Source organism: Candidatus Kryptonium thompsonii, assembly GCF_001535985.1.
Taxonomy (GTDB): Bacteria; Bacteroidota; Ignavibacteria; order Kryptoniales; family Kryptoniaceae; genus Kryptonium; species Kryptonium thompsonii.
Genome location: NZ_CZVS01000003.1, coordinates 1 through 26,263, shown reverse-complemented (window position 1 = coordinate 26,263; position 26,263 = coordinate 1). Strand labels below are relative to the sequence as shown.

23 protein-coding genes are annotated in these 26,263 nt (G+C 36.9%); 6 read left to right on the top strand and 17 right to left on the bottom strand.

Annotated elements, in window-relative coordinates; translation table 11 throughout:
- Positions 1-18: 18 nt before the first annotated feature.
- The 6 genes from meaB to AWW78_RS00520 form a co-directional block, all read right to left on the bottom strand.
- Positions 19-1,005: a methylmalonyl Co-A mutase-associated GTPase MeaB gene (gene meaB, locus AWW78_RS00545; RefSeq protein WP_234697336.1), complete on the bottom strand. Its 987-nt coding sequence runs from the start codon at positions 1,003-1,005 to the stop codon at positions 19-21.
- Complete coding sequence (locus AWW78_RS00540) at positions 962-1,900, bottom strand: SDR family oxidoreductase (RefSeq protein ID WP_047133750.1); 939 nt, start codon at positions 1,898-1,900, stop codon at positions 962-964. Before AWW78_RS00540 ends, meaB begins: the two co-directional genes overlap by 44 nt.
- On the bottom strand, positions 1,897-3,993 hold the full coding sequence (locus tag AWW78_RS00535; protein ID WP_047133749.1) for a M28 family metallopeptidase: 2,097 nt from the start codon (positions 3,991-3,993) through the stop codon (positions 1,897-1,899). Before AWW78_RS00535 ends, AWW78_RS00540 begins: the two co-directional genes overlap by 4 nt.
- Positions 3,994-4,084: 91 nt before the next feature.
- Positions 4,085-4,603, bottom strand: coding sequence for a nitroreductase family protein (locus AWW78_RS00530; protein WP_047133748.1), 519 nt, complete (start codon positions 4,601-4,603; stop codon positions 4,085-4,087).
- 17 nt (positions 4,604-4,620) lie between these two features.
- Positions 4,621-5,556, bottom strand: a complete 936-nt coding sequence (locus AWW78_RS00525) for a radical SAM protein (protein WP_047133747.1) — start codon at positions 5,554-5,556, stop codon at positions 4,621-4,623.
- A 57-nt stretch (positions 5,557-5,613) separates the two neighbouring features.
- Positions 5,614-5,937 carry a hypothetical protein gene (locus AWW78_RS00520; RefSeq protein WP_047133746.1) on the bottom strand — a complete coding sequence of 108 codons (324 nt, stop codon included), beginning with the start codon at positions 5,935-5,937 and terminating at the stop codon, positions 5,614-5,616.
- A gap of 255 nt (positions 5,938-6,192) precedes the next feature.
- On the opposite strand from AWW78_RS00520, the gene AWW78_RS00515 reads away from it, so the two are divergent.
- From AWW78_RS00515 to AWW78_RS00490, 6 genes are read left to right on the top strand one after another with little or no spacing between them, the layout of a single operon-like run.
- Positions 6,193-7,146: a site-2 protease family protein gene (locus AWW78_RS00515; RefSeq protein WP_047133745.1), complete on the top strand. Its 954-nt coding sequence runs from the start codon at positions 6,193-6,195 to the stop codon at positions 7,144-7,146.
- Between the two features lie 2 nt (positions 7,147-7,148).
- On the top strand, positions 7,149-7,964 hold the full coding sequence (locus tag AWW78_RS00510) for a choice-of-anchor X domain-containing protein (protein WP_075426406.1): 816 nt from the start codon (positions 7,149-7,151) through the stop codon (positions 7,962-7,964).
- Positions 7,961-9,499 (top strand): WD40/YVTN/BNR-like repeat-containing protein, encoded by a 1,539-nt coding sequence (locus AWW78_RS00505; RefSeq protein WP_047133743.1) that lies wholly within the window; start codon positions 7,961-7,963, stop codon positions 9,497-9,499. Before AWW78_RS00510 ends, AWW78_RS00505 begins: the two co-directional genes overlap by 4 nt.
- Before the next feature lie 49 nt (positions 9,500-9,548).
- Positions 9,549-10,442, top strand: coding sequence for a hypothetical protein (locus tag AWW78_RS00500; protein ID WP_141652004.1), 894 nt, complete (start codon positions 9,549-9,551; stop codon positions 10,440-10,442).
- 22 nt (positions 10,443-10,464) lie between these two features.
- Positions 10,465-11,370 carry a PorV/PorQ family protein gene (locus AWW78_RS00495; RefSeq protein ID WP_176696210.1) on the top strand — a complete coding sequence of 302 codons (906 nt, stop codon included), beginning with the start codon at positions 10,465-10,467 and terminating at the stop codon, positions 11,368-11,370.
- Complete coding sequence (locus AWW78_RS00490; RefSeq protein ID WP_047133740.1) at positions 11,371-12,501, top strand: glycosyltransferase; 1,131 nt, start codon at positions 11,371-11,373, stop codon at positions 12,499-12,501.
- Here the strand turns inward: AWW78_RS00490 and AWW78_RS00485 are convergent.
- From AWW78_RS00485 to AWW78_RS00435, 11 genes are all read right to left on the bottom strand, one after another.
- Positions 12,477-12,701: a hypothetical protein gene (locus AWW78_RS00485; RefSeq protein ID WP_047133739.1), complete on the bottom strand. Its 225-nt coding sequence runs from the start codon at positions 12,699-12,701 to the stop codon at positions 12,477-12,479. The genes AWW78_RS00490 and AWW78_RS00485 overlap by 25 nt on opposite strands.
- On the bottom strand, positions 12,664-13,557 hold the full coding sequence (gene lgt / locus AWW78_RS00480; protein ID WP_047133738.1) for a prolipoprotein diacylglyceryl transferase: 894 nt from the start codon (positions 13,555-13,557) through the stop codon (positions 12,664-12,666). The genes AWW78_RS00485 and lgt overlap by 38 nt, the downstream gene beginning before the upstream one ends.
- 5 nt (positions 13,558-13,562) lie before the next feature.
- Positions 13,563-13,976: a hypothetical protein gene (locus AWW78_RS00475; protein WP_047133737.1), complete on the bottom strand. Its 414-nt coding sequence runs from the start codon at positions 13,974-13,976 to the stop codon at positions 13,563-13,565.
- Entirely contained in the window at positions 13,951-15,237 is a 1,287-nt protein-coding gene (hisS, locus tag AWW78_RS00470; RefSeq protein WP_047133736.1) for a histidine--tRNA ligase, read from the bottom strand. The genes AWW78_RS00475 and hisS overlap by 26 nt, the downstream gene beginning before the upstream one ends.
- The gene (locus AWW78_RS00465; protein ID WP_047133735.1) at positions 15,234-15,701 is read right to left on the bottom strand and encodes a PTS sugar transporter subunit IIA; all 468 of its coding nucleotides are present in this window, start codon (positions 15,699-15,701) and stop codon (positions 15,234-15,236) included. The genes hisS and AWW78_RS00465 overlap by 4 nt, the downstream gene beginning before the upstream one ends.
- Positions 15,702-15,723: 22 nt before the next feature.
- On the bottom strand, positions 15,724-18,243 hold the full coding sequence (locus tag AWW78_RS00460) for a sugar phosphate nucleotidyltransferase (RefSeq protein WP_047133734.1): 2,520 nt from the start codon (positions 18,241-18,243) through the stop codon (positions 15,724-15,726).
- Between the two features lie 84 nt (positions 18,244-18,327).
- A complete protein-coding gene (locus AWW78_RS00455) occupies positions 18,328-19,800 on the bottom strand; it encodes an amino acid permease (RefSeq protein ID WP_047133770.1) in 1,473 nt (490 codons plus the stop codon).
- A 22-nt stretch (positions 19,801-19,822) separates the two neighbouring features.
- Complete coding sequence (locus AWW78_RS00450) at positions 19,823-21,205, bottom strand: tryptophanase (protein ID WP_047133733.1); 1,383 nt, start codon at positions 21,203-21,205, stop codon at positions 19,823-19,825.
- Positions 21,206-21,218: 13 nt separating this feature from the next.
- Complete coding sequence (locus AWW78_RS00445) at positions 21,219-23,171, bottom strand: M1 family aminopeptidase (RefSeq protein WP_047133732.1); 1,953 nt, start codon at positions 23,169-23,171, stop codon at positions 21,219-21,221.
- Positions 23,168-24,115: a DMT family transporter gene (locus tag AWW78_RS00440; protein WP_047133731.1), complete on the bottom strand. Its 948-nt coding sequence runs from the start codon at positions 24,113-24,115 to the stop codon at positions 23,168-23,170. The genes AWW78_RS00445 and AWW78_RS00440 overlap by 4 nt, the downstream gene beginning before the upstream one ends.
- A gap of 15 nt (positions 24,116-24,130) precedes the next feature.
- A partial coding sequence (locus AWW78_RS00435; RefSeq protein ID WP_047133730.1) for a M14 family metallopeptidase occupies positions 24,131-26,263 on the bottom strand: 2,133 nt, incomplete at its 5' end.

Sequence of the window (26,263 nt, the reverse complement as noted above, 5' to 3'; positions counted from 1 at the left end):
ATAGAGCTTTTGGCTCTTTTATAGAGAGTTTTGCTGGTAAAAATGCGCAATTAATTCCTCAGCTATTTCAATTGGATTTATATGCGAGTTTGTAATGGAACTGATCCTCTCATCGAGCAATTTAACTCGATCCCGCGTCCAAAAGTTTTCACGAAGCCTTTCCTCAACTATTTCTTTAATCTTCGATTTTAATTTCTCCTTTCTCCTTTTTTCAAATTCACCAGTTCTGAACAAAAAATCACGATGTTTTTTTATCTGATTTAAAAGTGTATCAACCCCAAATCCAGCATTCCCAATTGTTTTTATAACTTCAACTTCCCATTCATCTTTTCTCATCCTGAAACTTAACACACTTTTAATTGCATTCGCCGCTATATCAGCTCCTTCCCTATCACTTTTATTCAAAACAAATATATCAGCTATCTCCATAAGACCAGCTTTCATCGCTTGAATTGAATCCCCCGATTCCGGGACGAGAACGACGACAACTGTATCAGCTGCTTTGACGATGTCAAGCTCCGATTGCCCAACCCCAACGGTTTCAAAAATAACATAATCAAAACCAGCCGCGTCAAGTATATCTCCAGCTTCAATTGCTTTCTTACTTAATCCTCCCAAACTTCCACGCGTAGCCATACTTCTTATAAAAACTCCATCATCAAGAGCTAATTCACTCATTCTTACCCTGTCGCCAAGAAGTGAACCGCCTGTAAATGGACTCGTTGGGTCAACCGCTATAATTCCAACTTTTTTACCCTCATTTCTTAAAAGTTTTGTAAGCTGAAAAACAAGCGTGCTTTTCCCAGCCCCAGGTGGACCCGTGATGCCAACTTTATAAGCTTTCCCCGTATATTTGTAAATTTTCTTGAGCAACTCCTTTGCTTCGTCGTGTTCATTTTCGACAAGCGATATTGCTTTTGAGATCGCCTTGAAATTTCCATCCGTTATTTTCTGAACGAACTCAAGCACCACCTTGAGATTTAAATTTGTTTTTGAAAAATTCAACAGTCAATCTCAAGCCTTCATCAAGAGATATCTCCGGTTTCCATCCGAGCGTTTTGTAAATTTTATCATAACTTATGACGCTTCTTCTTTGCTCACCAGGTTTTGGGGGCCCATGAACTTCATCGCAATTTGCCTTTGTCAAATTTTTCAATTTATGAAACAAAGTATTCACATCTGTTTCAATGCCAGTTCCAATATTAAAAACGTCGGATTTATCGTAATTAAGAGCAAGAACATTTGCTCTTACAACATCGCCAACGTATGTATAATCCCTCGTTTGAAGGCCATCACCGTTAATTATTGGCTGTTCCCCTTTTAACATTTTGCTTGTAAATATAGCGACGACACCGGCCTCACCATGTGGATTTTGCCTCGGTCCATAAATATTTGCGTATCTTAAAACAACATAATTTAATCCGTGAACCTCTTTGTAAAAGTATAGATATTTTTCAACTGTTAATTTCGCAACACCATATGGAGAAAGTGGCCTCGTCGGATGTTCCTCATCCGCTGGAAAATAATCCTGCTCCCCGTAAATTGCTCCACCAGTTGAGGCAAAGATAAATTTTTTTACCCCATATTTTATGCTAAATTGCAAAAGTTTTAAGCTTCCAATTATATTCACATCCGCATCATAAATTGGGTCTTCAACTGACTTTCTGACATCCATCTGCGCCGCATGATGATTTACGATATTGATTTTCTCATTTTTAAAAATTTCTTCGATCCTATCATCCCTTATGTCAAGCTGGTAAAACTTCGCCTTCGGGTTCAAATTTTCAAGTGAGCCAGTGGAAAGATTATCAACCACAATCACATTGTGTCCAAGCTCAATGTAAGAATCAACGACATGCGAACCGATGAAACCAGCTCCACCAGTTACAAGTATGTTCATTTAACCCCCAATTTTGGTTTCAAAAGATTTTGAGTTTCTTTTATGATATCTTCGAGTATTTCCTCAAATAATTTAATTTCTTTCAACGCAACATCAAAATTGTTAAAAGACAATGCCTCATTTATCCCTGGCAATACTTGCGTTCCATAACCAAGGTAATAACCCGGCGCATAAACTCTATGCTTGTACCAATTTCTATTTGGAAGCCCAACCTTTCGTGTGAACTTTCGTTCAAGTTTGGAAACATCAAGAGTTAAAAATGTTCTTTGCTTCATCTTCAGTGAATCAGCGTATAACTTCATGGTTTTAATCTTTTCTTTGATGTTGGTAAAATCAATCCCTTTCCCTTTTAGAAGGTCACCGTAATCTTTTTCGATTTCATTTATGTATCCCTCAATCTCATTTGCGTAATTAACATAGTCGAAAGGTAAATAATCACATGAGCTTAAGCGCATCAAAGCAATGCCAACTATTTTAACCATCGTTTCATGGTATTTAAAATCAGGATCACAAAAATTTTTCATCCAGTAAAAATTGTCAAGTTGAGAATGATAAACCCCATATGGTCCTGTGAACCTCATGTCAATCGATGGAATGCCAGCAAAATCAAGAAATGCAGTATAATCTGAACCGCTTCCCAATCTGCCAAATTTAATTCTTGCAGTATCGGGCGGATTTGAAATATTCTTTGAGATAGACTTGTTCTGTCTCTTCCACGCTTCAGCAAAAATTGTATTTCCTGTTTCGGGGTCAACCACAGACTTTATCAGCTCCTCAATAAATCGATCAAGCGAAGGCACTGAACTTGCGCTAAAATCTTTCCCTGATACCGCAACATCGACATTTATATAAGCAATCGCGTTTTTAACAAGATCATCATAATTTTCCTCAACCCATTCAGTTGAACCAATCAATCCATATTCCTCTGCATCCCACGCACAAAACAAAATAGTTCTCTTGGGCTTCCAACCCTGTTTCATTAACTCAGATAAAGCTCTTGCGGTCTCAAGCATCACCGAAGTTCCACTGTTTGGATCAACCGCTCCATAAACCCATGCGTCATGATGGTTACCAAAGATTATCTTCTTATCTGGTTCCTCATAGCCCCGAATTTCCGCTATAACATTTTTAATCTGTCTTATTTTCCATTCAGATTTAATCCTCATCTTAACTTTAGCTGGACCTGGACCAATGTGATAAGCAAAGGGCAATCCACCTTGCCATCCTTCGGGAACATTTGGACCAGAGAGATTTTCAAGGATTTCCTTTGCAATTTTGTATGAGATGGGCATGGTGGGAATCCTCGGCAAACTTTTTGCCTGCTCCGGTGCGATTCTTTTTGCCTCTTTAGTTGCTGGATAGCCCGGGGTCAATGGATCACCAGGATATTCAAACATATAATAAATGCTTCCCCTTTGCACCGCACCTTCAGGCCTCCAAGGACCTCGTGGATAAACATCCCCCTTCATATATCCATCATCCATTGGATCGGAGTAAATGATCAAACCAATGGCTCCGTTTTCCTCAGCTACTTTAGCTTTAACGCCTCTGAACGATTTCCCATATCTTGCTATGACGATCTTCCCTTTTACACTAATTCCCATTTCCTTAAGTTTTTCGTAGTCCTCAGGCAAACCGTAGTTAACATATACAACTTGAGCTTCAACCTCACCATCTGGGGAATAGGCATTAAAGAATGTGAAGATGTTATCATCATATGTATCTTTATCCCAGAGCCATGTCGGCTCTTTTAATTCGAATTTAACTTTATATGGTTGAACCAATTCAATTGAAACGTCTTGGGGATACGGGAGATAGACCCAATAATCAACAATTTTTGAGTTCAAACCATAGGATTTAAAAACGCTATCTATATACTCAGCTACTTTGTATCCCGCTTCACTTCCCGCAGGATGTGGTTCCTCTGTGAGCACAAATAAGTGTCTTTCACAATTGCTAGCTTTTGGAATTTTTAAAAACTTTTGTTCCCATTCGATCTGTTTTTCTAAATTGCCCCCAATAAATCCTGTTAATATCTGGGCACTTGCAACGATCGGAAGGATTATAAAAAATAATATCGCTTTCCTCCTCATTTTCACTTTTTTTGGAAAAATTTAAACAAACAAAAAATGAAAATCAAACTCTCCCGATAAATCCGCAGCTATGATGAAGTAAAACAGCGGTCTAACTAACCTCGTGTATCAAATCGCTTATCTTTCTTCTCGGCGTTGGTTCTGGAGATTCATCAGGATATCCGATTGGAAGAATTGCGATGGGAATTATGTCTTTGCCGACCCCAATTATTTTTCTGACTTTATCTTCATCAAAGGCGCCAACCCAAACGCTGCCAAGCCCCAGCGCTGTTACAGCAAGCTGTGCATAAGCACATGCGATCGTCGCATCCTGTAAAGAGTAAAGTTTTTCTCCCCTCGCTCCATATTTCCATCTTGACCTTGATGGATTTGCGCAAAAAACAAGAGCAATCGGAGCCTCACCTATGAATTCTTGTCCAAAAGCAGAATCAGCAAGTTTTTTAAGTTTATCTTTGTCCCTTACAACAAAAACCTCATACGCTTGTAAATCGCCAGCGGAAGGAGCTGAATTGATCGCCTCATAAATCAGCTGAAGCTTATCCTCAGGAATTGCATCAGGTTTAAATTTTCTTATCGATCTTCTTTTCTTTAAAACCTCAAAGAAATCCATAAATTTATTTGCTTTTGTTAATACCACGGACTTAACTCTATCCTCCTTAAACCAAACTTCTGTGCAGTTCTTACAGCTTCCCTATATTCTTGAATTGTTATCCTCCTTGCAAGCTCAGGTTTTAAAAAAGCGTTAAAGCATGGTCTATATTGTGCCATTATGTTAACATATGTATTTCTTGAAATTTCATTAGCAATAAATTCAAAAACCTTCTCGGAGCCAGCGATATTATTTGGCAAAACAAGATGCCTTATAAGTAAGCCCCTCACAGCAATTCCATCAACTATTTCAAGATCCCCAACCTGCCTCCACATCTCTTTAACGGCTGGTCTAACGACATCCCAATAATCTGGCACACCCGAATATTTCAACCCATTTGCGTTGTCAGAATATTTGATATCCGGCATATAAATGTCGATAATCCCGTCAAGCAATTTTAATGTATCGACGGATTCATATCCACCGCAATTATAAACAATCGGTATTTTTAATCCTTTGTTAACAGCGATCTCAATTGCTTCGACGATTTGGGGGACATAATGAGTTGGCGTTACAAGGTTTATATTGTGACAGCCTATCTTTTGAAGATACAACATTGAATCAGCAAGCGTATAAACGCTTACAATTTCACCTTGTTTAAATCTGCTTATCTCAAAATTTTGACAATATATGCAATTCATATTGCAACTTGCAAAGAAAATTGTCCCTGAACCGTGAGTTCCAACAAGACATGCTTCCTCCCCAAAGTGCGGATGCACCCCCGAAATTATGATCTCACTCCCAACTCTACATTTCCCCTTCTTTCCAGCATTTCTATTCACATGGCAGTTTCTGGGACAAAGTGTACAATCGTTCAATATCTGTTTTAAAATCCCAACCCGTTCTTTTAATATACCCTTACGGTGAAGTTCAATGTATCTTGGCTCGTATTCAATTGCGGTTTTATAACCCATCACATGTAGGTTAAATTTTTAAAAGCCCGAGGCAAGGCTGCCCCGGGCATTTTTCCCTTACGATGACGGTTTAGTTAAAGCTCCCCAGAATCCAAGAACGATGAATACAATCCCAACGATGATTGCGTTGGCAATCCCCTGAAGCCCAGAAATAAACGATGAAATGCCAAGCCAGATTCCACCAATTCCAATAATCGCAGAAAACACTTTCAACAAAGGTTTAACCGGTCCAACAAATACCCACAAACCAAGCACGAAAGCCAAGATACCCAAGATAAGATAAATAACATCAAAATCTTCCTTTTTAACAGCAACACCCATTATACCGGATCCCAAGAGGAGCCAAAGTCCCACCATTAAAGTTGCCCAAAATTGCCACATGGCAGGCCTCCCTTTTTAATTTTTTATTTTTTAACGCTCGCCTCTTTAGCGAGCTCAATCTTCAAATCCTCGTTGTCATAAAAAGCTACTTTCAAAACTTATGCCAAATAAAAATTAGAAAATTTTTAATTTTATTTCAAGTCCTTGACAAAAGATTTGTTGAAAATTTGCCATGCTTGGTCTAATAATTTCACATTTTTATAAACTTGCTTTTTTCGCTTTTTTTCTTCAAATTGAACAAAAAACAGGATATAGATGAGCGTTCCTGAGTATCAGTACCAGACCATTGAATACAAACCTAACTACTTTCTTCACATCTTTTTATTCATCATAACATTTTTCACAGTGACGATCGCCGGGGTTCAATGGGTTCTTAAAGACCCCTTTGAATTAACAAATTTACATTTTGGACTGCCTTACTCTTTTTCGATTCTTTTTATAATCGCATCACATGAATTTGGGCATTATTTTGCAGCAAGAAAACATAATGTTGTCACAACTCTCCCATATTTTATCCCATTTCCCCCATTTCCATTCATTCTAAATTTTGGAACTCTTGGGGCTGTAATAAGAATTAAATCATTTGTCCCAAATAGAAAAGCCCTTTTTGATATAGGTGTTGCTGGACCAATAGCTGGGTTTATAGCAACACTGCTTGTGTTAATCTACGGATTTGAAAATCTTCCCGATATAGAGTATCTCTACCAAATTCACCCGGAATATCGCTTTCTTCCCCAATTGCCCGAAGGCGATTTAACGTTTGGCGATACTCTTCTTTTCTTCCTATTTAGAAAAATTTTCTCATTATTAAATTCTGATGCTTTCATTCCACCTATGAATGAAATCTACCACTATCCTTACCTGTGCGCTGGATGGTTTGGATTACTTGTCACAGCGATGAACCTAATCCCAGTTGGTCAACTTGACGGAGGGCATATAATTTTCGCGATGTTTGGAGACAAGCATAGATATATTGCACGGGGTTTCTTCTTCAGCTTAATAGCATTTGGATTGTTTGGGGTCTTTGATCAAAACTTGGGCTGGCCAGGATGGCTTGTATGGGCGTTCGTTTTATACTTTATCGTTAAAATTGAACATCCACCTGTTGGAACTTTTGGAATGCTTGATAAAAAACGTAAAATAATTGGATGGGTAGCTATCGCCATATTCATTTTATCAATTTCACCTGTGCCAATAAAGATAAAGTAAAAATGCGAAAGATCCTTGCGTTTCTGATCATTATGCTGTTTTACTCATGCGAAAGGGAAAATTTAAATGTGATTGATATTAACTTTGCTAATCCACCAATTATAAAATTTGCTAAAATTGAACCAAATGAAATTAATCTTGATACGATTTTAGTAGGGGCAGAAAAAAATCCTGAAGATACTTTAAAAATAAAATTTAAAGCGACCGCAATTGTTTACGATAAAGATGGACAAGGTGACATTGACGAGACCTTTTGCTATGCTATAAATCCCTTGCGCGGGATCACATTAGTTCAGATAAAGCTTAACAAAATTAATGATTCAACTTTCTACGGTGAACCTGAGTTTAAAATCAAAAGAAAAGAATCTGGAATTTATCAGGTAAGAATCTTCTCAATTGACAAAAACAATTTCACAAGCAATGAATTTTACTTTAACTTAAACCTTTATCGCGGAAATCGCCCACCGATAATTTCTGACTTAAATGCACCTGACACAGTTATCCTTCAAACTCAAACCGTTCTCATAAAAATCACAGTAAAAGCCACAGACCTAGATGGTGATAATGATATAAAAGCTGTTTATTTTAGCTCCTTTAAACCGGATGGTTCTCCTTCATCGGGAAATCCATTTCAAATGTACGACGATGGAAATGCAAGCGGTATAAGTGGCGATGAAAGAGCTGGCGATGGGATTTACTCTATAATAATTCAACTTCCACCCAACACGCAAAAAGGCACTTATAGATTTGAATTTCAAGCGATCGATAAAGCTGGTGCTGTAAGCAATACCATAACACACTTTCTGAGCGTCATATGAGACTGAAACTGCTTGCACCTTTCATAATTTTGCTAAATTTTTCATATTCACAGCTTAAAACTACATATCAATTAAACCCTTTTGAAAACAAAGCTTCAGCATCAAACTTTTCCGATTTACCGGGTGGCAATATAGTGACAAACATCTGCGTTTGTAACGATACTGTATGGATTGGTACAAGCAAAGGCTTAAGCATGACAACTGATGGTGGTAAAACTTGGAAAAATTATTACAAAACACCCGAGTTCGGAGAAAGCAAAATCTCTGCGATCGCTTGTAGAGATGGAATAGTTTGGGTTGCCTTAGCTCGAACTGTTAAGATAGATAACAATTACTTCCCCGAAGGTTTGGGTCTTGTATATTCGACCGACGGTGGCAAAACATGGACAAAGGTGGAACAGCCAATCGATGATAAAAATGATACAGTTGAAGTGTATGGAATAAATCAAATTAAAGCTTTACCTGTAACGACCACAGTTAACAATATAATATACGATATTGCGTTGACCAACAATGCTATCTTCATAGCATCTTTTGCAGGTGGATTAAGGAAGTCAACTGACATGGGTAGAACTTGGCAAAGGGTTATCTTGCCCCCAGATAATCTAAATCAAGTTAATCCAAATGATTCGTTAAGTTTTGAACTTAACCCAGTTAAAAATTATAACCATCGTGTTTTCTCCGTCATCTCTGTTGATGATTCAATACTCTGGGTTGGCACAGCTGATGGAATAAATAAGTCAACAGATGGTGGAAGGAGCTGGGTGAAGTTTAATCATCAAAATCAATCTATGCCTATATCCGGTAATTTTGTTGTTGCACTTGGAAATCAAAAAATTAACACTGGCGATGAAACAAAAAACATAATCTGGGGTGCAACAATAAACGCAAACGATCCGGAGGAATATAAAGCTTTGAGCTTTTCAGAAGACGGTGGTAATACATGGCGGACAACACTATTAGGGGAATTCGTTCACAACATCGCTTTCAAAGATTCCATTGTTTACGCAGTAAGTGATAACGGGCTCTGGCGAACGAAGGATCTTGGGAAAAGTTGGGAAAAAGCTAGTAGAATAGTAGATCCATCTTCTCGACAAGTTATTTACACAAATATTTTTTATTCAATTGGGGTACAAAGAGATACAATCTGGGCTGGAAGCGCAGATGGGTTAGTTAAGTTCACAGATTCAATAACTTTTGGAGATAACTGGACGATTTATAGAACATATGAAAAAATTGAAGGACTTAACAAAACTTATGCGTATCCAAATCCATTTTCACCATGGCTTGAAGCATCCCGAATTCATTACAGCGTCGAAAATGCACAAAGCAAAGTGACGATAGAAATTTTCGATTTCTCTATGAGGAAAGTTAGGACTCTTATTTCAAACGCATCGAGAAGCGGTAAAAGAGAATATGATGAGATATGGGATGGGAAAGATGATGCTGGAAATGTCGTTCCAAATGGTGTATATTTTTACAGAATTAAAATAGATGATAAAGAAATGTATGGTAAAATACTCGTTGTTCAATAAAAAAATTATTGCGCTATTTCTGTGTTTCAACCTTTTTGCGATAAACGTTGTGTCGCAACATATTTCAACCGCTTCTTTCTCGAGGTTAGGTTTTGGCTCAAGAGGCATAGCACTTAGCAATGCTATGAATTCGGTTATCTATGGTGAGGTGACAGGTTACTATAATCCTGCGGTTTTACCTTTTTCAAACTTAAAAATGGCTTCGCTTACTTTCGGCATCTTATCGCTTGATAGAGAACTTGATTTTCTTCACTATACTCAATCTCTATATCCAACCGCTGGTTTTTCAATCTTTTTGATCAGGGCTGGCGTAAAAAATATTGATTCAAGAGATGTAGATGGACATCATATTGAAAACCTCAGCACAAGTGAATTTCAATTGGGCTTCGCGTTTTCAAATAGAATAATTGAAAAACTGTCCGCGGGATTATCTTTAAAATTTTATTACAATAAACTTTACCGCGAGATGAAAACACAAACTCTTGGGATTGACTTTGGTGTCCTATTTAAGTTTAACGATAACATCACGGTTGGCGCTTCCATTCACGACATCAACGCAAAATACAAATGGGATTCTTCAATAATTTATCAAGAAAAGGGACGGACAATTGTTGAAACCTTTCCCAAAACGATAAGCCTTGGTTTGACCTATGCAATCAAAGATATTTTCTTCACATCGATTGAATATGACAATATAGGTAGGGAAAAATTTTTCAACCTTGGTTCGGAATTATATCCGTTGTATTTTATAACGGATGGATTTAAACAGAGTTTAGCTATAAGGGGTGGAGTTCGGCTTTTTCAAAATTATTTAGACTTTTCCCTCGGTTTTGGCTTAAGTAGAAAAATAGGCAATTTTGTAGTATTTTTTGATTACGCATATAGATTTGAAAGATATTCCCCTTCAGGAATGCAATTGTTAACTCTTGGATTAAAATTATAAAGACAAATTTTGCACTCATATGATGAACAGTCTTAAAATAATTTTATTGTTGACTCTTATTTGGCTTCAAATTTCATCAGGGGGTGGTAAATCGGGATTTAACTTTTTATCAATCGGTGTTGACGCGAAGGTAGTTTCACTTGCAGATGCAGGGGTCGCTTTGCCACCTGAACTTGGAACAATTTATTATAATCCAGCGGGGCTTGGCACATTTAAACGAAGTTCGGTATTGATAACATATCGCAATTGGATGGTCGATGGCAAATTTCTTTATACATCAGTTTTAATTCCAACTAAGTTTCTCAATTTCGCTCTAAGTTTAACTTACATCAGTGCGACGGATATAGAGATAAGAGAACGCCCTGGTGAAGCGGAAGGTAAATTCACATCAAGAGATTTTGGAATTTCACTTTCAGCTTCCCCAAATTTAGGCACAAAGCTTAAAGTGGGGATGACAGCAAAATATATACTTGAAAAAATTTTTGTTGACGAGACAAATCTTGTTTCTTTTGATCTGGGCGTTCTGTATTCTTTTAAACTTTCACAATTTAATTTCCAAGCAGGAGCATCACTAAAAGATTTTGGCTCCAAAGGGAAATTCAGAACTGAGAGCATTAATCCTCCAACGACATTATCAATCGGAGCATCAATTAGTTATTCAATTGCTCCAGGTAGCATAGATATTTTGCTAAATATTGAAGCAAAGCGAAAGTTTTACGATTCGTTAAACTTGTTAAGTGTGGGGATTGGTTTTAAATTTCTATCCAACTTTAACTTAAATTTTGGCTATATTTTCGCTCATAACCCAGGGAACTTGAGATTTGGGGGAGGAATTGAATTAAGTAAATTTTCAGTTCATTATGCTTTTTCACCCTTGGGGTATAACTTCCCCGATTCTCACGTGTTCACAATTAATTTCAACCTTTAAATGAGCTTAAAAAGAATTTTAATTATTTTTCTGGGAAATATCTCACATGATTCAAGGAGTTTCAAGATGTATAATTCTTTTGTCAGCTTAGGCTATGATGTCAAGGTGCTTTGTGCAAAAGAACCGAATGAAAGATCTCTTGAAAACCCAGATGTCACCTATATTTCCTTAAAAAGACACAAAAGAGCAGTGACAAAAATTCTGATGTTTTATTTAAAATCAGTCCTTTCTATACCAAAAGTCAATCCAGATATAATAATTGCTTCAGATTTTTTCTCGCTTCCTATTGCATGGTTAATTTCCAAGATTAGAAAAACAAAATTGATATATGACTCACGAGAACTTTATTCCTCACTGGCCTCACTTTATGGGAGAAAGTTAAAACAAAATTTAATAATTAAACTTGAGCGATTTTTTACTTCAAAATGTAATCTAATTTTAACTGTTAGTCAGTCAATTTATGAGATTTTATCAACCCAATTCTATGATAAAAAAATTCAAATCCTACGGAATCTGCCATATCAAAAAAATCAATCTAAAATCTTTGCTTTACCCCAAAATTTGTTCACTTCTGATGATATATTGCTTGCCTACTTTGGTTTATTTCATCTGGGGCGCGGTTTGAAACTTTATTTTGATATATTGGAAAAGCTCTCGCCCGAATTTCCAACCATAAAACTTTTGCTTATAGGTAAAGGTGAGTTAAAGCAGGAAATTGAAAGAGAAATCAGAAATCGTAAGCTTGAAAATTTTGTTTTTATTTTCGGTCCATATGCTCCCGATCAATATATTTTGTTCCCGAATGTGAGAAAAGTTATTGGATTATGCATTATTGAGCCACTTTCATCAAGCTACATTTTCTCTCTTCCAAACAAAATTTTTGAATACATACAACATCAAATACCCTTCATCGCAAGCGATTTTCCAGAAATAAAAAAAGTTGTAGAAAAGTATAAAGTTGGCGTTTTAGTAAACCCTGAAGACCTCGAAGATATACTGGGAGCGATCAAAGAATTGATAGAAAATGACACGCTCTATGACAAATTGAAAGAAAATTGCAAGGTAGCACTAAATGAGCTAAATTGGGAAAAAGAGTTCAAAAAGCTTCACGAACTCATCGGTTCACTTTGAGACGAATCGCGATTTCTTCTCATCCCAGCTTTTTCAATTAGCCTGCCGATGATAAAAACAAGGATGCCAATTCCAGCAAAAATCATCTCTCGTGCCATGCTACCTTGTAAGCCCGCGATTAAACCTATCATCGTCTCAGCAATCCCAATTGCTTGTAAGATTTTACCGAGCGTTATCATTTTTGTTGGGTTTTTTAACATTCCTTAACTTTTTAAGAAAAAGAATCCCCGAAACAAAAAGAAGGATAGAAAGCACCTGTGCCTCAGACAAGCCCAAAAGCAAAGGTGGATTTAAACGAATAAATTCAATGAAAAACCTTTCAATAGATGAAAGAATTAAATATAAACCAAAGAGTTCCCCTGAAAACTTAATTCTTTTTCTATATATCCACAAGAAAATAAAAATCACAACCATTAGGAGAAATTCATATACGGGCGTTGGATGTAATTTAATAAAGGTATCAAATTCAGTAATTATTCCAAATCTATCCTCACCTATGACTTTTGAAGCTTTTTCCCAGTAGTTGTATTTTTCGGCAAGTTCGGGAAATCTCTCAAAATAACTGCGCAAAGCATATGTTGGTTTTAGTGTTCCGTTAGCATAAATTGTACCCCAAGGCAGTGATGTTGGAATGCCATAATCCCCATCGCCGGAAAGGTGGCATCCGATCCTGCCAATTCCATATCCAAGAGCAACTGCAGGAGCAATGGCATCAAGAACCTTAAGAATAGGTAACTTCCTTCGCTTTACATAAATGAGCAAAACTATAAAAGCAGCAATGAATCCCCCATACCAAGTCAAACCACCGGCTGAAAAAATCATTTCAAGAGGAGCTTTTAAAAAATCACTAAAGTTTTCAATCAAATATAAAAGCCTAGCTCCAGCAATCCCAGAAACAAGGGCTAAAATCAGCATTTCATTGGCGTAACTTACATTTAATCTCAATCTCTTAAACTCTCTCGCAAGGAGGTAGTCCGCTACTATAAACGCAAGCGCCATCATAAGACCATAACTGTAAATGGGAATTGGACCTATTTGAAATAAAATGGGACGCATGATTTTTAACTTTCAATTATGTTTAACTTGACAAATTTATTTTTCCTCGGTTCGCTTTTCAGCGTAATTTTGTCCCCAAAGATAAAAACGGCAAATGTATTTTTTAGTTTTTCTTTCTTAACCACCGTTAAAGAATATAAACCATCCTTGTAATCATAAAGATTATATTCGAATCTTGCTGGACCTGAACGAGATACAGGTGAACTGGGGGATTTGAAACCATGTATTTCAAAAGTTATTTCCCTGTCATTAACTGACACATCAATATCGAGCTCATAATTAAACGCAAGAAAATGCTGCGTTGTCTCAATTACAAATTTCAGAAATTTTTGTTTCCCTACCTCATCATATCCTTTTGAAAGATAAAGTATGAAATCATATTTAATTTTCGGTTCAATCCGTTGAAGCTTCCTGGGCATATTTTGAAGTGATAAATTCTAAAATTTGGTTTAATTTAACATCAAATTGTTCTCCACTTTTCATATCGCGAACTGTACATTTATCATTTTTTAGTTCATCTTCACCTACGATTATAACAAATTTAGCACCTTGTCTATCTGCTTCCTTCATCTGAGACTTTAGACTTCTGTTGAGAAGTTCCACTTCACAGGGGATCATCTTTTTCCTTAAACTAAAAACGATGTTGAAAGCAAATTTTTGTGAGTCTTGTCCAAGATAAGCAACATAGACAAATGGTTTTGGTATTTCGCCAAATTTATAGCCATTTTTTTCAAGTATTAACATCATTCGCTCAACCCCAAGCGCAAAGCCAACCCCAGGAACATCAGGACCACCAAGCTCTTTTGATAGGAGATCATACCTCCCACCACCAGCGATTGCATCTTGCGAACCGAGCTCTGGACTTATAACTTCAAAAGCCGTCTTCGTATAATAATCAAGTCCACGAACAAGATGTGGTTCAAGCTCGTATTTAATGCCAATTGTGTCGAGTATTTTCTTCAACTCATTAAAGTGTACTTCGCAGTCATCGCACAAATACTCATAAATCAAAGGTGCGTTTTCAATCACTGTTTTATCTCTTTCATCTTTTGAATCAAGCACTCGTAAAGGGTTTCGATCCAATCGATTTTTACTGTCCTCAGAAAGAAGATCATAAAATTTTCTCAAGTATTCTTTTAAGACTTCTTTATATGCTGGACGACAATTTTGACACCCAACTGTGTTAAGTTTCAAAGTGTAATTTTCTATATTGAAGCTTTCGATTATGTGAAGCACTAAAGCAATTATTTCAGCATCCACTTCTGGATTTTGGCTACCTATCGCTTCAGCGCCAACCTGATGAAATTGACGCAGTCTTCCAGCTTGGGGACGCTCTTGCCTGAACATTGGGGAAATATAATAAACTTTAAAAAGGGGAACTTGCTTGTTTATTTCATATTGAATATACGCCCTCATAACGGAAGCTGTCATCTCTGGTTTCAGGGTTAAACTTGTGCCACCTTTGTCAAAAAATGTGTACATTTCCTTGCTCACTATATCGGTAAGCTCCCCTATTCCCCGCGCAAATAATTCTGTTTCCTCAAAAATCGGCGTTCTTATTTCCCTGTAGTTATAAACTTCAAAGATTTTTCTTATCCTTTGCTCAACGTATTGCCATTTGTACGATTCATCTGGCAATATATCTTTGGTACCGCGAACATTTTTTAAAATTTTCTTCATCCAAGATATTTGTCTTCCTCTATTTTAAATAATTCAACGACCTCTTTTGGATCTTTAGCATTGATCAATTTATCGCGGAAGTTGTTATCATTCATGAGCTTTGAAATCCGGCTTAAAAGCTTTATATGGGGTCCGACCATGTTATCCCTTCCAACCAACAAAAATATAAGACGAACGGGCTCACCATCAAGTGAATCGTAATCAATTGGTTTCTTTGTAATGGCAAAAGCAGCAACAATATCAGTGACGGCATCCGTCTTCCCATGCGGGACAGCAAAACCTTTCCCAACACCTGTCGTCATTATCTTCTCCCTTTCAAAAACCGCTTCTCTCACCTTGTTTATATTTATCACTTTATCAGATTTAGCAATTAAATCAATAAGTGCGTTTATCGCATCTTCTTTTGATGAAACATCTAAACCAACAATTACAAAATCTTCTGTTAAAATATCACTGATTTTCACTTTCAACCTTAACTTTATTTTTCTACCGTGATTTCATCCAAAATTCAACTTTATTAGAGTAATCTTCAAGTAACTGTTCAACTCTCTTTTCATCGTCTGATTCTGCAAACAAATGAACCTCATTTCGTTGTCTATCAGGCAAAATTAAAATCCAGGTAATATCATCCATAAATATCTTAACACCATCGATGAGCTGTCTTTTATACCCTTCCGACTCAAGCGTTGCAAGCCGCATCACCTTCCCTTTCAAATCTCGCGGACAGGACACAAGTTTATGCTTGAAGAATAGCCTTGGTAATGATTTCTCAACCTCCCCTATCTTCATTCCAGTTATTGCCATCAGTTCAAGAATCTTCGATATTGAAAACATCCCATCGGAAGCGAAGAGAAACTCTGGGAATATGAAACCACCTTTTGTTCCTCCAACAAACTTTATATCTGGATCTTTTAAGACCGCCTCCATCATTCCATAATGCGAATCCTTTGTCCTTACAACTTCAACCCCGTATTCACTTGCGATCATGTCAACCTCAAGAGATGCAGTAATTGGAACAGCAATTTTCTTAACCCTATCGCGATTCGCTTCAAGATACAACTTTACAACTACAGAGAGAAGCCGATTATTTTCAATAAACTTTCCACGCTCATCGATAACCCAAATCCTTTCTGCTCCAGGGTTAAGCATGAAGCCAACATCATAGCGAATTGATGTAACGATTTGAGATAATTCACTCACCGCTTTTTTGAATTCTTCCTCATCTTTTGTCAGTTTTGATGGATCAAGGTATGCATTTAAAGAGATGACTTGACATCCAAGCTTTCCAAGTATGTTCGGAAAAATGGTGACAGCAACACCGTTTGAATAATCGATTACAATTTTAAAATTTCGCTTTTTGATGGCATCAACATTTAAAGCAGATAAAAACTCCTCAACATAACCCTCCGAAACTCTAACTGGAAAATTGATCGTCCCAACTTTACTATAGTGAACTCGTGGAAAGTCCTCACCAAAGAACAATCTCTCAATTGCTTTTGCCTTGCTCGCTGGCAGATCGCTACCGTTTGAGTCAAAGAAAATGATATCAGTTTGATGCTTGTCCACAGGCGATTTCCTGACATGTACTCCTCCAGCATATCTTCCGCTGCGAAGTTCGTGCCTAACCATTGGAATTGAAGCAATTCTTAAATCGTCAACATCAAGTCCAGCGGAAATGAGCCCACAGATCAAAGCACGATTCATCATCCTTGAAACATTATCAGCATCTCGACTTACAAGAACTGTTTTTCCCTGCCCAAGAAACGCCCCAAAAGCTGCACCAAGCTTTGCCCCAAATTCAGGAGTCATTTCAATATTAGAAATACCACTCACCCTTGATTCCGTAAAAAGCTCCTTAAGCCATTTATCTTCCCAAACCAAACTTTTTGATAAAACGGAATCATCTTCAACAACTTTCCATGGCCAAAGCTTTATGTTTGACATTAACTTTGCCCTATTTCCAATTGTGCAATGATCACTGATGAAAACATTCTCGTTTATCTCAACCCCTTCCCCTATTGTGCATTCATACCCAACAACATCGAGCGTCAACCTTGCTCGATCCTTAATCTTTGTCCCATTCCAGATGACAGAATTAATAATCTCACAATTATCCCCAATCTCACAATTGGAACCAATCACCGAATTAACTATCTTCACATTTTTCCCAATTTTTGCATTTTCACCGATGACAACAACCCCTTCAAATCTATCATAATTTTCAACCTGTGTATTTTTGCCAATGTATATACTTGCCTTTTCAATGTTTATTCTTTCACCATAAATTTCAACATTAACAACTCCAGAGAGACAATCAAGATGCGCCTCTAAATAATCTCCCAAAGTTCCGATATCACGCCAATAGCTATCCGTTGAAAAACCATAAAACGGAAGTTTTTTCTCAAGCAAAATTGGAAAAAGGTTTTTACTAAAGTCAAATTCTTGCTTATACGGAACGAATTCAAGCACTGATGGATTAAGAACATAAATTCCAGTGTTAATCGTATCACTGAAAACCTCACCCCAACTTGGCTTTTCAAGAAATCGAACAATTTCACCAGTATCCTTAACTATAACGATCCCATAAGGAAGTGGATTCTTAACCCTTGTGAGAACTATTGTCGCCATTGATTTTTTATCAAAATGATAATCTATCGCTTTTGAAATATCTATGTCCGTCAAAACATCACCACTTATCACGACAAATTCATCATTTCCTATTAAGTCACTTGCATTTCTAACGCTTCCAGCGGTCCCGAAATCAGCTTCAGCTTTTACATACGAAATTTTTACTCCAAAATCTTTCCCATCCTTAAAATAGTTCATTATTATTTCGGGATAATAGTAAACAAGAGCAATTATCTCGGTAATTCCGTGTTTTTTCAACAAGGTAATTATTCTATGCATAACTGGAATATTCACAATTGGAACCATTGGTTTAGGTGTGTTCATTGTCAAAGGTCTTAGCCGAGTTCCAAAGCCACCAGCCTTTATAACTGCTTTCATAACAATAAATGCCCAGATATAATTTTCACTTTTAGGTTAAATATAACATAAAGAAAGTAATTTAACAATCTCCTATAAGTTGACTCAACTTAAAGTTCGCAGTTTGCTGTGTCTATAACCATAAGTAAAGTAAATCAACAAACCGATGGAAAGCCATACAATAAAGCGAATCCATGTTATCAATGGCAGACTTAACATAAGGTAAAAACATGTTAAAATAGCAAGTATTGGGACAAATGGGACAAGCGGGGTTTTGAATTGTCTCGGTGCGTTTGGATTTGTATATCTTAATACGAGAACACCAGCAGAAGTTAAAACAAATGCAAAGAGAGTTCCAATATTTGTGAGTTCAGCAGCTTCACCAATATCTGCAAATCCAGCTGGTATAGCTACAAAGATGCCAGTTAAAATTGTTGTTACATGTGGCGTTTTAAATTTCGGATGAATTTTAGCAAACCATTTAGGCAAGAGCCCATCCCGTGCCATTGAGAAAAATATTCTCGGCTGACCAAGTTGAAACACAAGCAATACAGCGGTTGTCGATACAACAGCTCCGAAGGAAACAATTCCAGCTGCCCAATTTAACCCAATGCTATTAAAAGCTTTGGCAAGCGGTTCTGGAACATTTAACTCAGAATAGTGTATCATCCCAGTAAGCACAATTGCAACAGCGATGTAAAGTATTGTAGTTATAACAAGCGATGTTATTATCCCTATCGGCAGGTTTTTCTGCGGATTTTTTGTTTCTTCCGCCGCTGTTGAGATTGCATCAAAGCCAATATAAGCAAAAAATACGAGCGCTGCTCCAGTCATTATACCTTTCCATCCATTTGGTGCAAAAGGTTGCCAATTCTCAGGCTTGACATAAAAAGCACCAACCACAATGAAAAAAAGCAAAATGGCAAGTTTTATAAATACCATAATCGCATTAAAAGCAGAACTCTCCCTTATACCTATCACAAGTATAACTGTTATCAAAGCAACTATTCCAAATGCAGGCAGATTAAAAATTATAGGTATTGTTGTATTTAAAAACGGAATTGTTATATGCGGAGCTGAATTTAAAATCTCTGGCGTGTTCATCGCCCTGACATAATCTGTGGATAACCATGCTGGTATCGTAATTCCAAACCCTCTAAGTAATTCAACAAAATACGCCGACCAGCTGATAGCAACAGCAATGTTCCCAACCGCATATTCAAGAATTAAATCCCATCCAATTATCCAAGCGATAAACTCACCAAATGCCGCATATGAATATGTATAGGCGCTTCCTGAAATTGGGAGCATCGATGCAAATTCAGCGTAGCACAGTGCAGCAAAGCCACAGGCAAAAGCAGTTATAATAAAAGAGATCACAATCGCAGGGCCAGCACCGACATGATGTGCTCCACCTGCAGATGCGGTCCCAGTGAGCGCAAAAATTCCCGCCCCAATTATTGCTCCAATTCCCAAGGCAGTTAAATCAATAGCACTTAAAGCTCTCTTAAGGCGATTTTCCCCGCTTTCAGCTTCGCTTAAAATTTGTGCTATAGTTTTTTTGCGGAATAAATTCACCGTTTTCTCCAAAATTTTATTTTCAATTTATTGGTTCAAACTTCGCCGTGAAATGCCTTAAAAGTGGCGCCTCCCAAACAATTTTATAACCTTTCAATTTATCTCTGTTTCTATAAACCTCAGTTATAACTTCAATAACATAATCAATGTGACTTTGAGTATAAACCCTTCGGGGTATGGCAAGCCGTACAAGCTCCATTGTATGCGGGATAAACTTGCCAGTTTCTTTATCTTTTCTACCAAACATTACACTGCCAATTTCAACACTTCTTATGCCTCCAACTCTATAAAGTTCAACAACGACAGATTGACCAGGAAACTGCTCGGGTGGAATGTGGGGAGCAAACCTTTTAGCATCAAGATAAACCGCATGACCGCCTGGTGGAATTAAAACTGGAATACCACGATCTATTAATTTCTCAGCTAAATACTCAACTGACCTTATTCTGTAGATCAAATAATTCTCATCAAGTACCTCCTCGAGTCCTTGGGCTATTGCCTCAAGATCTCGCCCCGCAAGCCCACCATAAGTTGGAAATCCTTCTGTGACAATTAAAACATTTCTCGCCTTCAACGCAAGCTCATCATCGTTCATAGCGAGAAATCCACCTATATTTGCAAATGCATCTTTCTTCGCACTCATTGTGCAACCATCAGCATAAGAAAACATTTCCCTGACTATTTCAAGAATGCTTTTATTCTCATACCCTTTTTCCCTTTTCTTTATAAAATAAGCATTCTCGGCAAACCTACAGGCATCTAAAAAAAGCGGAATCCCATACTTATTGCAAACTTCTCTAACCTCTCGAATATTTTGCATCGAAACTGGCTGACCGCCGTTGGAATTATTTGTTACAGTTAACATAACAAGTGGAATATTTTCAGGCCCTTTTTCTCTTATAAAACTTTCAAGACGCTCAACATCCATATTTCCCTTAAACGGATGCCATACATCTGGTTGAATTCCTTCTGGAATTGGCAAATCAACCGCAGTACCACCAACAAATTCAATATTCGCTCGTGTTGTATCAAAGTGCGTATTATTTGGAATATACTTCCCTGGCCCAGCAACAATCGAAAATAAAATTTTCTCCGCTGCTCTTCCTTGATGTACAGGAATGATATGCTTAAATCCCATTATTTTCTTTATAACGCTTTCAAATCTGAAAAAGCTTTTCGAACCAGCATATGATTCATCGCCGTCCATAATCCCAGCCCACTGCTTCGAGCTCATCGCATTTGTCCCGCTATCTGTCAAAAGATCAATTATTACATCCTCAGCAGGGATATTAAAAACATTGTAGCCAGCCCTTTTCAGTATTTCCTCCCTTTCTTTCTCGGTCGTGAATTTAATAGGTTCAACAACTTTAATTTTGAAAGGTTCAATTATTGTTTTGAACTTCATGTTAGCACCTATTCTATTTTATTAAAACCATTTTTTTAAAGCCACGATAAACTAATTTACTGCCATCAGATACTCTCAATTCATAAAAGTATACACCAGACGAAATTTCATCAGCTACAAAGTGAATATTGTATTTCCCCGAACCAAGTTCACTACTAAAAGCCTTTCGTATCTCTCTGCCAAGAACATCAAAAATTTTAAGCTCACATAGATAAACCTTAGAGCCACCTGCGATTTCAAAAGAAATTGTGGTAGATGAATTAAACGGGTTTGGGTAGTTTTGATGCAAACTAAAGTCAAAGGGCAAAGGAAGATTAACTTCCTTGGATGGAAATGAAAGAACTTTCTTCAAAATTTTTCCATTGGGATCAATTTGAACTTTTATATCACCTAAAGCGCTCAAACGATTTAAAGTGATTATGTATACAGTATCTGCGGAATATGTCCAAAATGTTAAAATCGTATCTAAATTCTTCGCTTGAATTTTAAACTCAATTGGAAACCTAAAAATAATCGCATTTCTTTGTGTCTGTCGCAGATTTATAAAGAGGGTATCATAATTCGCAAAAGAAACTGAAAAATCAAGCACTGGATATCCAGCTTCGTAAACCCACTGATTAAAAAACCATGATAAATCTTCACCAGTGATGTCATTTACAACTTGAATAAACTTTTGCGTCGTCCCAGTTCCATAAGCATATCTTCTCCCCCACTCTTGAAGAACGGCGAAAAAAGCAGAATCACCAATTAAATTTCTTAACATATGCAAAACCCACGCACCCTTATAATAAACAGCCGTTCCAAAAAGTCTCCCAGAAGGTGGATTATAAATTGGATATCTAATAATTGAATCTTCCCAAAAGTAAGCTTTTGCCCAGTATTCCAGCTTTGATTTAAAAGCTTCGAAACCATATTTGTATTCTGTGTATAAAGCATCGCCGTAAGAAGCAAAACCCTCATTCAACCAAATCTCAGCCCAAGTTTCACATGTCACAAGGTCACCCCACCATTGATGAGCAAGCTCATGAGCTATACCGCCTTCGGAGTTACCGTCGAGCCATTTTCTATGAATCGTCGTCATCGTTTGATGTTCCATTCCACCATACCTGAAGGGATATACAGCAACCATTCCATATTTCTCAAACGGATATTCACCAAATTTCAATGAGAAAAATTTCATCATATCGACGACATTTTTAAACGCCGAAACCGCCTTGAGCGAATCCTCACGCCAAACATAATATTTAACTTCAATTGAGTCGGAAGGATTAGAAACCTTGTGATACCAATCTGAAAATGTTATATATTCTGAAACCGCAAAGGCAATTAAATATGTTGACATTGGATGTTTTGAACGCCAATGAAAGATTCTTTCGTTTCCATTAATTTCATCACGAATTAACAAACCATTTGACGCAACAAGATAGCTACTTCTAACTTTTATAATCAAATCGACCTTCGCTTTATCCCATGGTTCGTCATAACATGGCAACCAATACCTTGCATCGGATGGTTCGCTCATGGTATATGCTATGTCGGATGGGAGATTGGGAGATACCTCATCGCTTCTATAAAAGTAAAAGCCACGCTCCAAATCTGACCTGCGCTGAAAGTAAATTGCAACGATCAATGTTTCACCTTGAGAGATTAGGGATGGGAAAATTATTTTTAAATTTTCGTAGTTTTGTTGATAACCTAATTTATTCTCGGACAAAAAAACTGAATCAATTTGAATCACACCACTTGCTGAATGAATATTAATTTCGTTTGAGCTTTTATTCAGGACAAGTTTTATTTTAACATAGCCGTTATAATATCCATTTCGTTGCATAAGTCCCTCATAAAGGTCGATGAAAATCTCATAATGAAGGACATCAAATTCATTCCGCCCCTCTGAGATCAACGGGCTTGCAATTAAAATTAACAAAATAGCGTTCCAAAGGCAAAACCTTGAAAATTTATTCATTTCTTCTCTTTAAAATTTGTAATTTTTTTCACCAAAAAGTATGAGTTAACTAACAGCATCCCTATCAAAATCAACACAGCCCCTATTAAAATGTTCGCTGTTATATTCTCCTTTCCGATGAACACACCGATTAAGATCGCAAAAACAGGAGTTAAAAAAGCGGTCAAAGACATTATAATTGCTGGAACTTTTTTCAATAGCCAATAATAAACTGTAAATGTCACAATTGAACCAAAAATTCCAAGATAAATTACACTGCCTATCCCTTTAACTCCAAATTTAATCGTATCCCAATTTTCGAAAATACTTGATATGATGAAAAGGATCAACCCACTTAAAGTTAACGGAAGAAAATTAATTGCAAGTGGATGAATTGCACCGCCAAATCTTTTAACCATGATTAAAGATGAAGCATTAAAAAGAGCGCTGAAAATAACAGCTATCATACTTATTACAAATTTTTCAGACTCAAAAGACAAAACGCCACCGAAATGCTGAAGGTCAATGTTAAAAATAAACACAACTCCAGCGAAACCAATAAACAAGCCAATCCCTTGAATTAAATTTAAATCTTCCTTTAGAAAGATCTTTGAAAAAATTGCCGCAAAAAATGGCATCGTTGCAAAAAGTATACTTGCCAGATTGCTTGGGATGGTCATCTCAGCCCAGTAAACAAACGAAAATGGAAGTAGAAATGAAAAGAAAGTAAGATAAAAATAAAGGAAAAGTTGCTTTTCATTTACTGGAACTTGAATGTTAAGTTTCTTCAATAAAATCAGAAGAACAATTCCAGCAAGTAAAAAACGCATCGATAGAGAAAACAAAGTCGGCAGTTCCTGCAATCCGACTTTTATCGTAAACCATGTCGAACCCCATATGAAACATATCAAAACAAACAAAAAGATTTTAATTCCATTCTTTTCTAAGAGATTTTGAATCTTCATTAACTGATGTGCTTTTTAGTTTAACAATGCATTGAATATAAATCTAAAGGTTGCCCATGTCTGGGATCTATGCTGGGGTCTAAACGCAAACATTATAATTTTACCATTCTCATAGGGAACTTCACACAGTGCTGGTTTCCCTTTTATTTTATCCGACCCAAGAAGATAACCACTTAACAAAATATTGTTTTCATCAAAGCTTGCAATAACTGAAATCTTGTCAGCATAAACAGAAGTTGAAAAAGCAATTGGATTTATGATATACGCAGGGACATAATCGTTTAAACCATAAGCCAGCGGATTAGCGGGGTCGTTAATTTTTAACTTTACGATCGTTCCAGGTGCGAAAAATTCTTTGCTGCTTGTATTTCTCAAAACATTTCTTGTAGGAACATCAATTTGCTCAATTACAAAGTTGCTCGCCTCACCTAAAGCGATCAAAGTTCCACCTTTTTTAATGAATTCTTTTATGTTTTCAACCCCCTCTTTTCCGATTCCACCTCTGTATTCCTCTGGTATTTGTGGCAAATCAATCCTTTCTTGAGCTCTGAATCTAAAACCATCGACAATTGCATTTGTTCCCATGCTTGGTAAAATCAAAACATCAAGATCTTCAAATGTTTTCTTGTCTTTTATATCTTGGTTGTGAAGGACTTTGTAGGCAAAATAAAAACTATCAAGTACAAGTCGTGTCCATCCCTCATCCATACTTGTAACCCATGGTTGATAAATCCCTACTCTTTTCAGTTTTATCTCAACTAAATTTTCATTTGAAACTTCATCGGTTAACTCTATCACAAGACCGAGATTTTTTGAGTATGCTCGAACCTTATCAAGCGTTTTTTGATCATTTTTAACTAAAAATTCACCCTTGAACTTTTTATCCTTACTATAGTAAATTTTTATTCCGTCCTTCAAAAGCAAATTGACCAAGCGATACGAATTTATAAATCTTCTTTTGATAACAAAATAATTTCCCTTCCCGACAAACTTTGACTCACCAAAGTCAACGGTTTCAACTTTTTCAATCGGAATTTCAACTTTCTCAGAAAGTTCAAAGACATCAACACCCATTTGAAGTGGCAGAGTCCATGCGGTGACATCATAGGGTTGTTTCGGTGGTCCATCTGGATAAAGTCGAATATCAGGATAATTTTGAACTTCCATCACATCTTTAATAAATGGCCTACAGGGCTGTGAAAGTGGAATGACAAATGTGTTTTCAGAAAAGAAGGTACTCCCAACCTTAAAATCTTTCTTCGCTTTATAAACTTCGACACCAGCAAATTGCAGCCTCTTAATAAGTTCAATGGCTGAATTAGGATCATGTTGAGCGTTCAAATCGATCAAATAAGCAAACGGCGGTTCTGTTAATCCCTTTTCAATTGATTTTTTATTTGCAGTGTAAAATGTCCATAAAATTTTTTCTCTGTTAAGAGCTGAAAAATTTAAAATTGCATATGTCGCTGCCTTTTCATAATCAATTATGTCTCTAAGCCTCCACCATCCTTCCTCAAATGGATAAAGATTATTGTTGGATAAACTGTTATCTGGAATTTCATCGCCAAGCCCACCAATACTTCCATATGGAAGATAAATCGGTGTTGCAATTCTCACACTCGCCGCTTCCGAAAGGATGCCAACTCTATTGTGCCACAATGGCGTCTTTGACATCGTGCCCTGAAAATAAGCGTTGAACCTTCCTCCAGTTACAACGCCTTTAAATCCTTTTTGTATCATATCAAACACAACATATTTCCCGAAAAGATTTGTAAGCGCCATTATCTCTGGGAGAACATTGGGATTAACTGGATCTGAATAAGGTGGCACGAAAAAGCGTGGACCATCCGAGCCCATTTGATGTTGATCATAAACAACCTGCGGGAACCACTCGTGATATAAAACCTTCGCAGTCAGCCTAGTTTCAACCAAGCTGAAAAAGTGCCAATCTCGATTGTTATCATGACCAGCGTAATAATGATAAAGCCACGGCATTGGCGATGCTTCATACTTCGTTCCAACATATTTCTTGTACCAGTCAACGACCATCTGCTGCCCATCCGGATTAAGGGACGGAATTAAAAGTATGACACAATTATCAAGAATTGATCTCATTTCCTCATCATTTCTCGTTGCAAACTCATAAAC

What these genes read in the sequence shown, in the direction of transcription:
- AWW78_RS00540 (WP_047133750.1), bottom strand. Translation starts at nt 1,900, where the DNA reads ATGAACATACTTGTAACTGGTGGAGCTGGTTTCATCGGTTCGCATGTC.
- AWW78_RS00535 (WP_047133749.1), bottom strand. Translation starts at nt 3,993, where the DNA reads ATGAGGAGGAAAGCGATATTATTTTTTATAATCCTTCCGATCGTTGCA.
- AWW78_RS00530 (WP_047133748.1), bottom strand. Translation starts at nt 4,603, where the DNA reads ATGGATTTCTTTGAGGTTTTAAAGAAAAGAAGATCGATAAGAAAATTT.
- AWW78_RS00525 (WP_047133747.1), bottom strand. Translation starts at nt 5,556, where the DNA reads ATGGGTTATAAAACCGCAATTGAATACGAGCCAAGATACATTGAACTT.
- AWW78_RS00520 (WP_047133746.1), bottom strand. Translation starts at nt 5,937, where the DNA reads ATGTGGCAATTTTGGGCAACTTTAATGGTGGGACTTTGGCTCCTCTTG.
- AWW78_RS00515 (WP_047133745.1), top strand. Translation starts at nt 6,193, where the DNA reads ATGAGCGTTCCTGAGTATCAGTACCAGACCATTGAATACAAACCTAAC.
- AWW78_RS00510 (WP_075426406.1), top strand. Translation starts at nt 7,149, where the DNA reads ATGCGAAAGATCCTTGCGTTTCTGATCATTATGCTGTTTTACTCATGC.
- AWW78_RS00505 (WP_047133743.1), top strand. Translation starts at nt 7,961, where the DNA reads ATGAGACTGAAACTGCTTGCACCTTTCATAATTTTGCTAAATTTTTCA.
- AWW78_RS00495 (WP_176696210.1), top strand. Translation starts at nt 10,465, where the DNA reads ATGAACAGTCTTAAAATAATTTTATTGTTGACTCTTATTTGGCTTCAA.
- AWW78_RS00490 (WP_047133740.1), top strand. Translation starts at nt 11,371, where the DNA reads ATGAGCTTAAAAAGAATTTTAATTATTTTTCTGGGAAATATCTCACAT.
- AWW78_RS00485 (WP_047133739.1), bottom strand. Translation starts at nt 12,701, where the DNA reads ATGTTAAAAAACCCAACAAAAATGATAACGCTCGGTAAAATCTTACAA.
- lgt (WP_047133738.1), bottom strand. Translation starts at nt 13,557, where the DNA reads ATGCGTCCCATTTTATTTCAAATAGGTCCAATTCCCATTTACAGTTAT.
- AWW78_RS00475 (WP_047133737.1), bottom strand. Translation starts at nt 13,976, where the DNA reads ATGCCCAGGAAGCTTCAACGGATTGAACCGAAAATTAAATATGATTTC.
- hisS (WP_047133736.1), bottom strand. Translation starts at nt 15,237, where the DNA reads ATGAAGAAAATTTTAAAAAATGTTCGCGGTACCAAAGATATATTGCCA.
- AWW78_RS00460 (WP_047133734.1), bottom strand. Translation starts at nt 18,243, where the DNA reads ATGAAAGCAGTTATAAAGGCTGGTGGCTTTGGAACTCGGCTAAGACCT.
- AWW78_RS00450 (WP_047133733.1), bottom strand. Translation starts at nt 21,205, where the DNA reads ATGAAGTTCAAAACAATAATTGAACCTTTCAAAATTAAAGTTGTTGAA.
- AWW78_RS00445 (WP_047133732.1), bottom strand. Translation starts at nt 23,171, where the DNA reads ATGAATAAATTTTCAAGGTTTTGCCTTTGGAACGCTATTTTGTTAATT.
- AWW78_RS00440 (WP_047133731.1), bottom strand. Translation starts at nt 24,115, where the DNA reads ATGAAGATTCAAAATCTCTTAGAAAAGAATGGAATTAAAATCTTTTTG.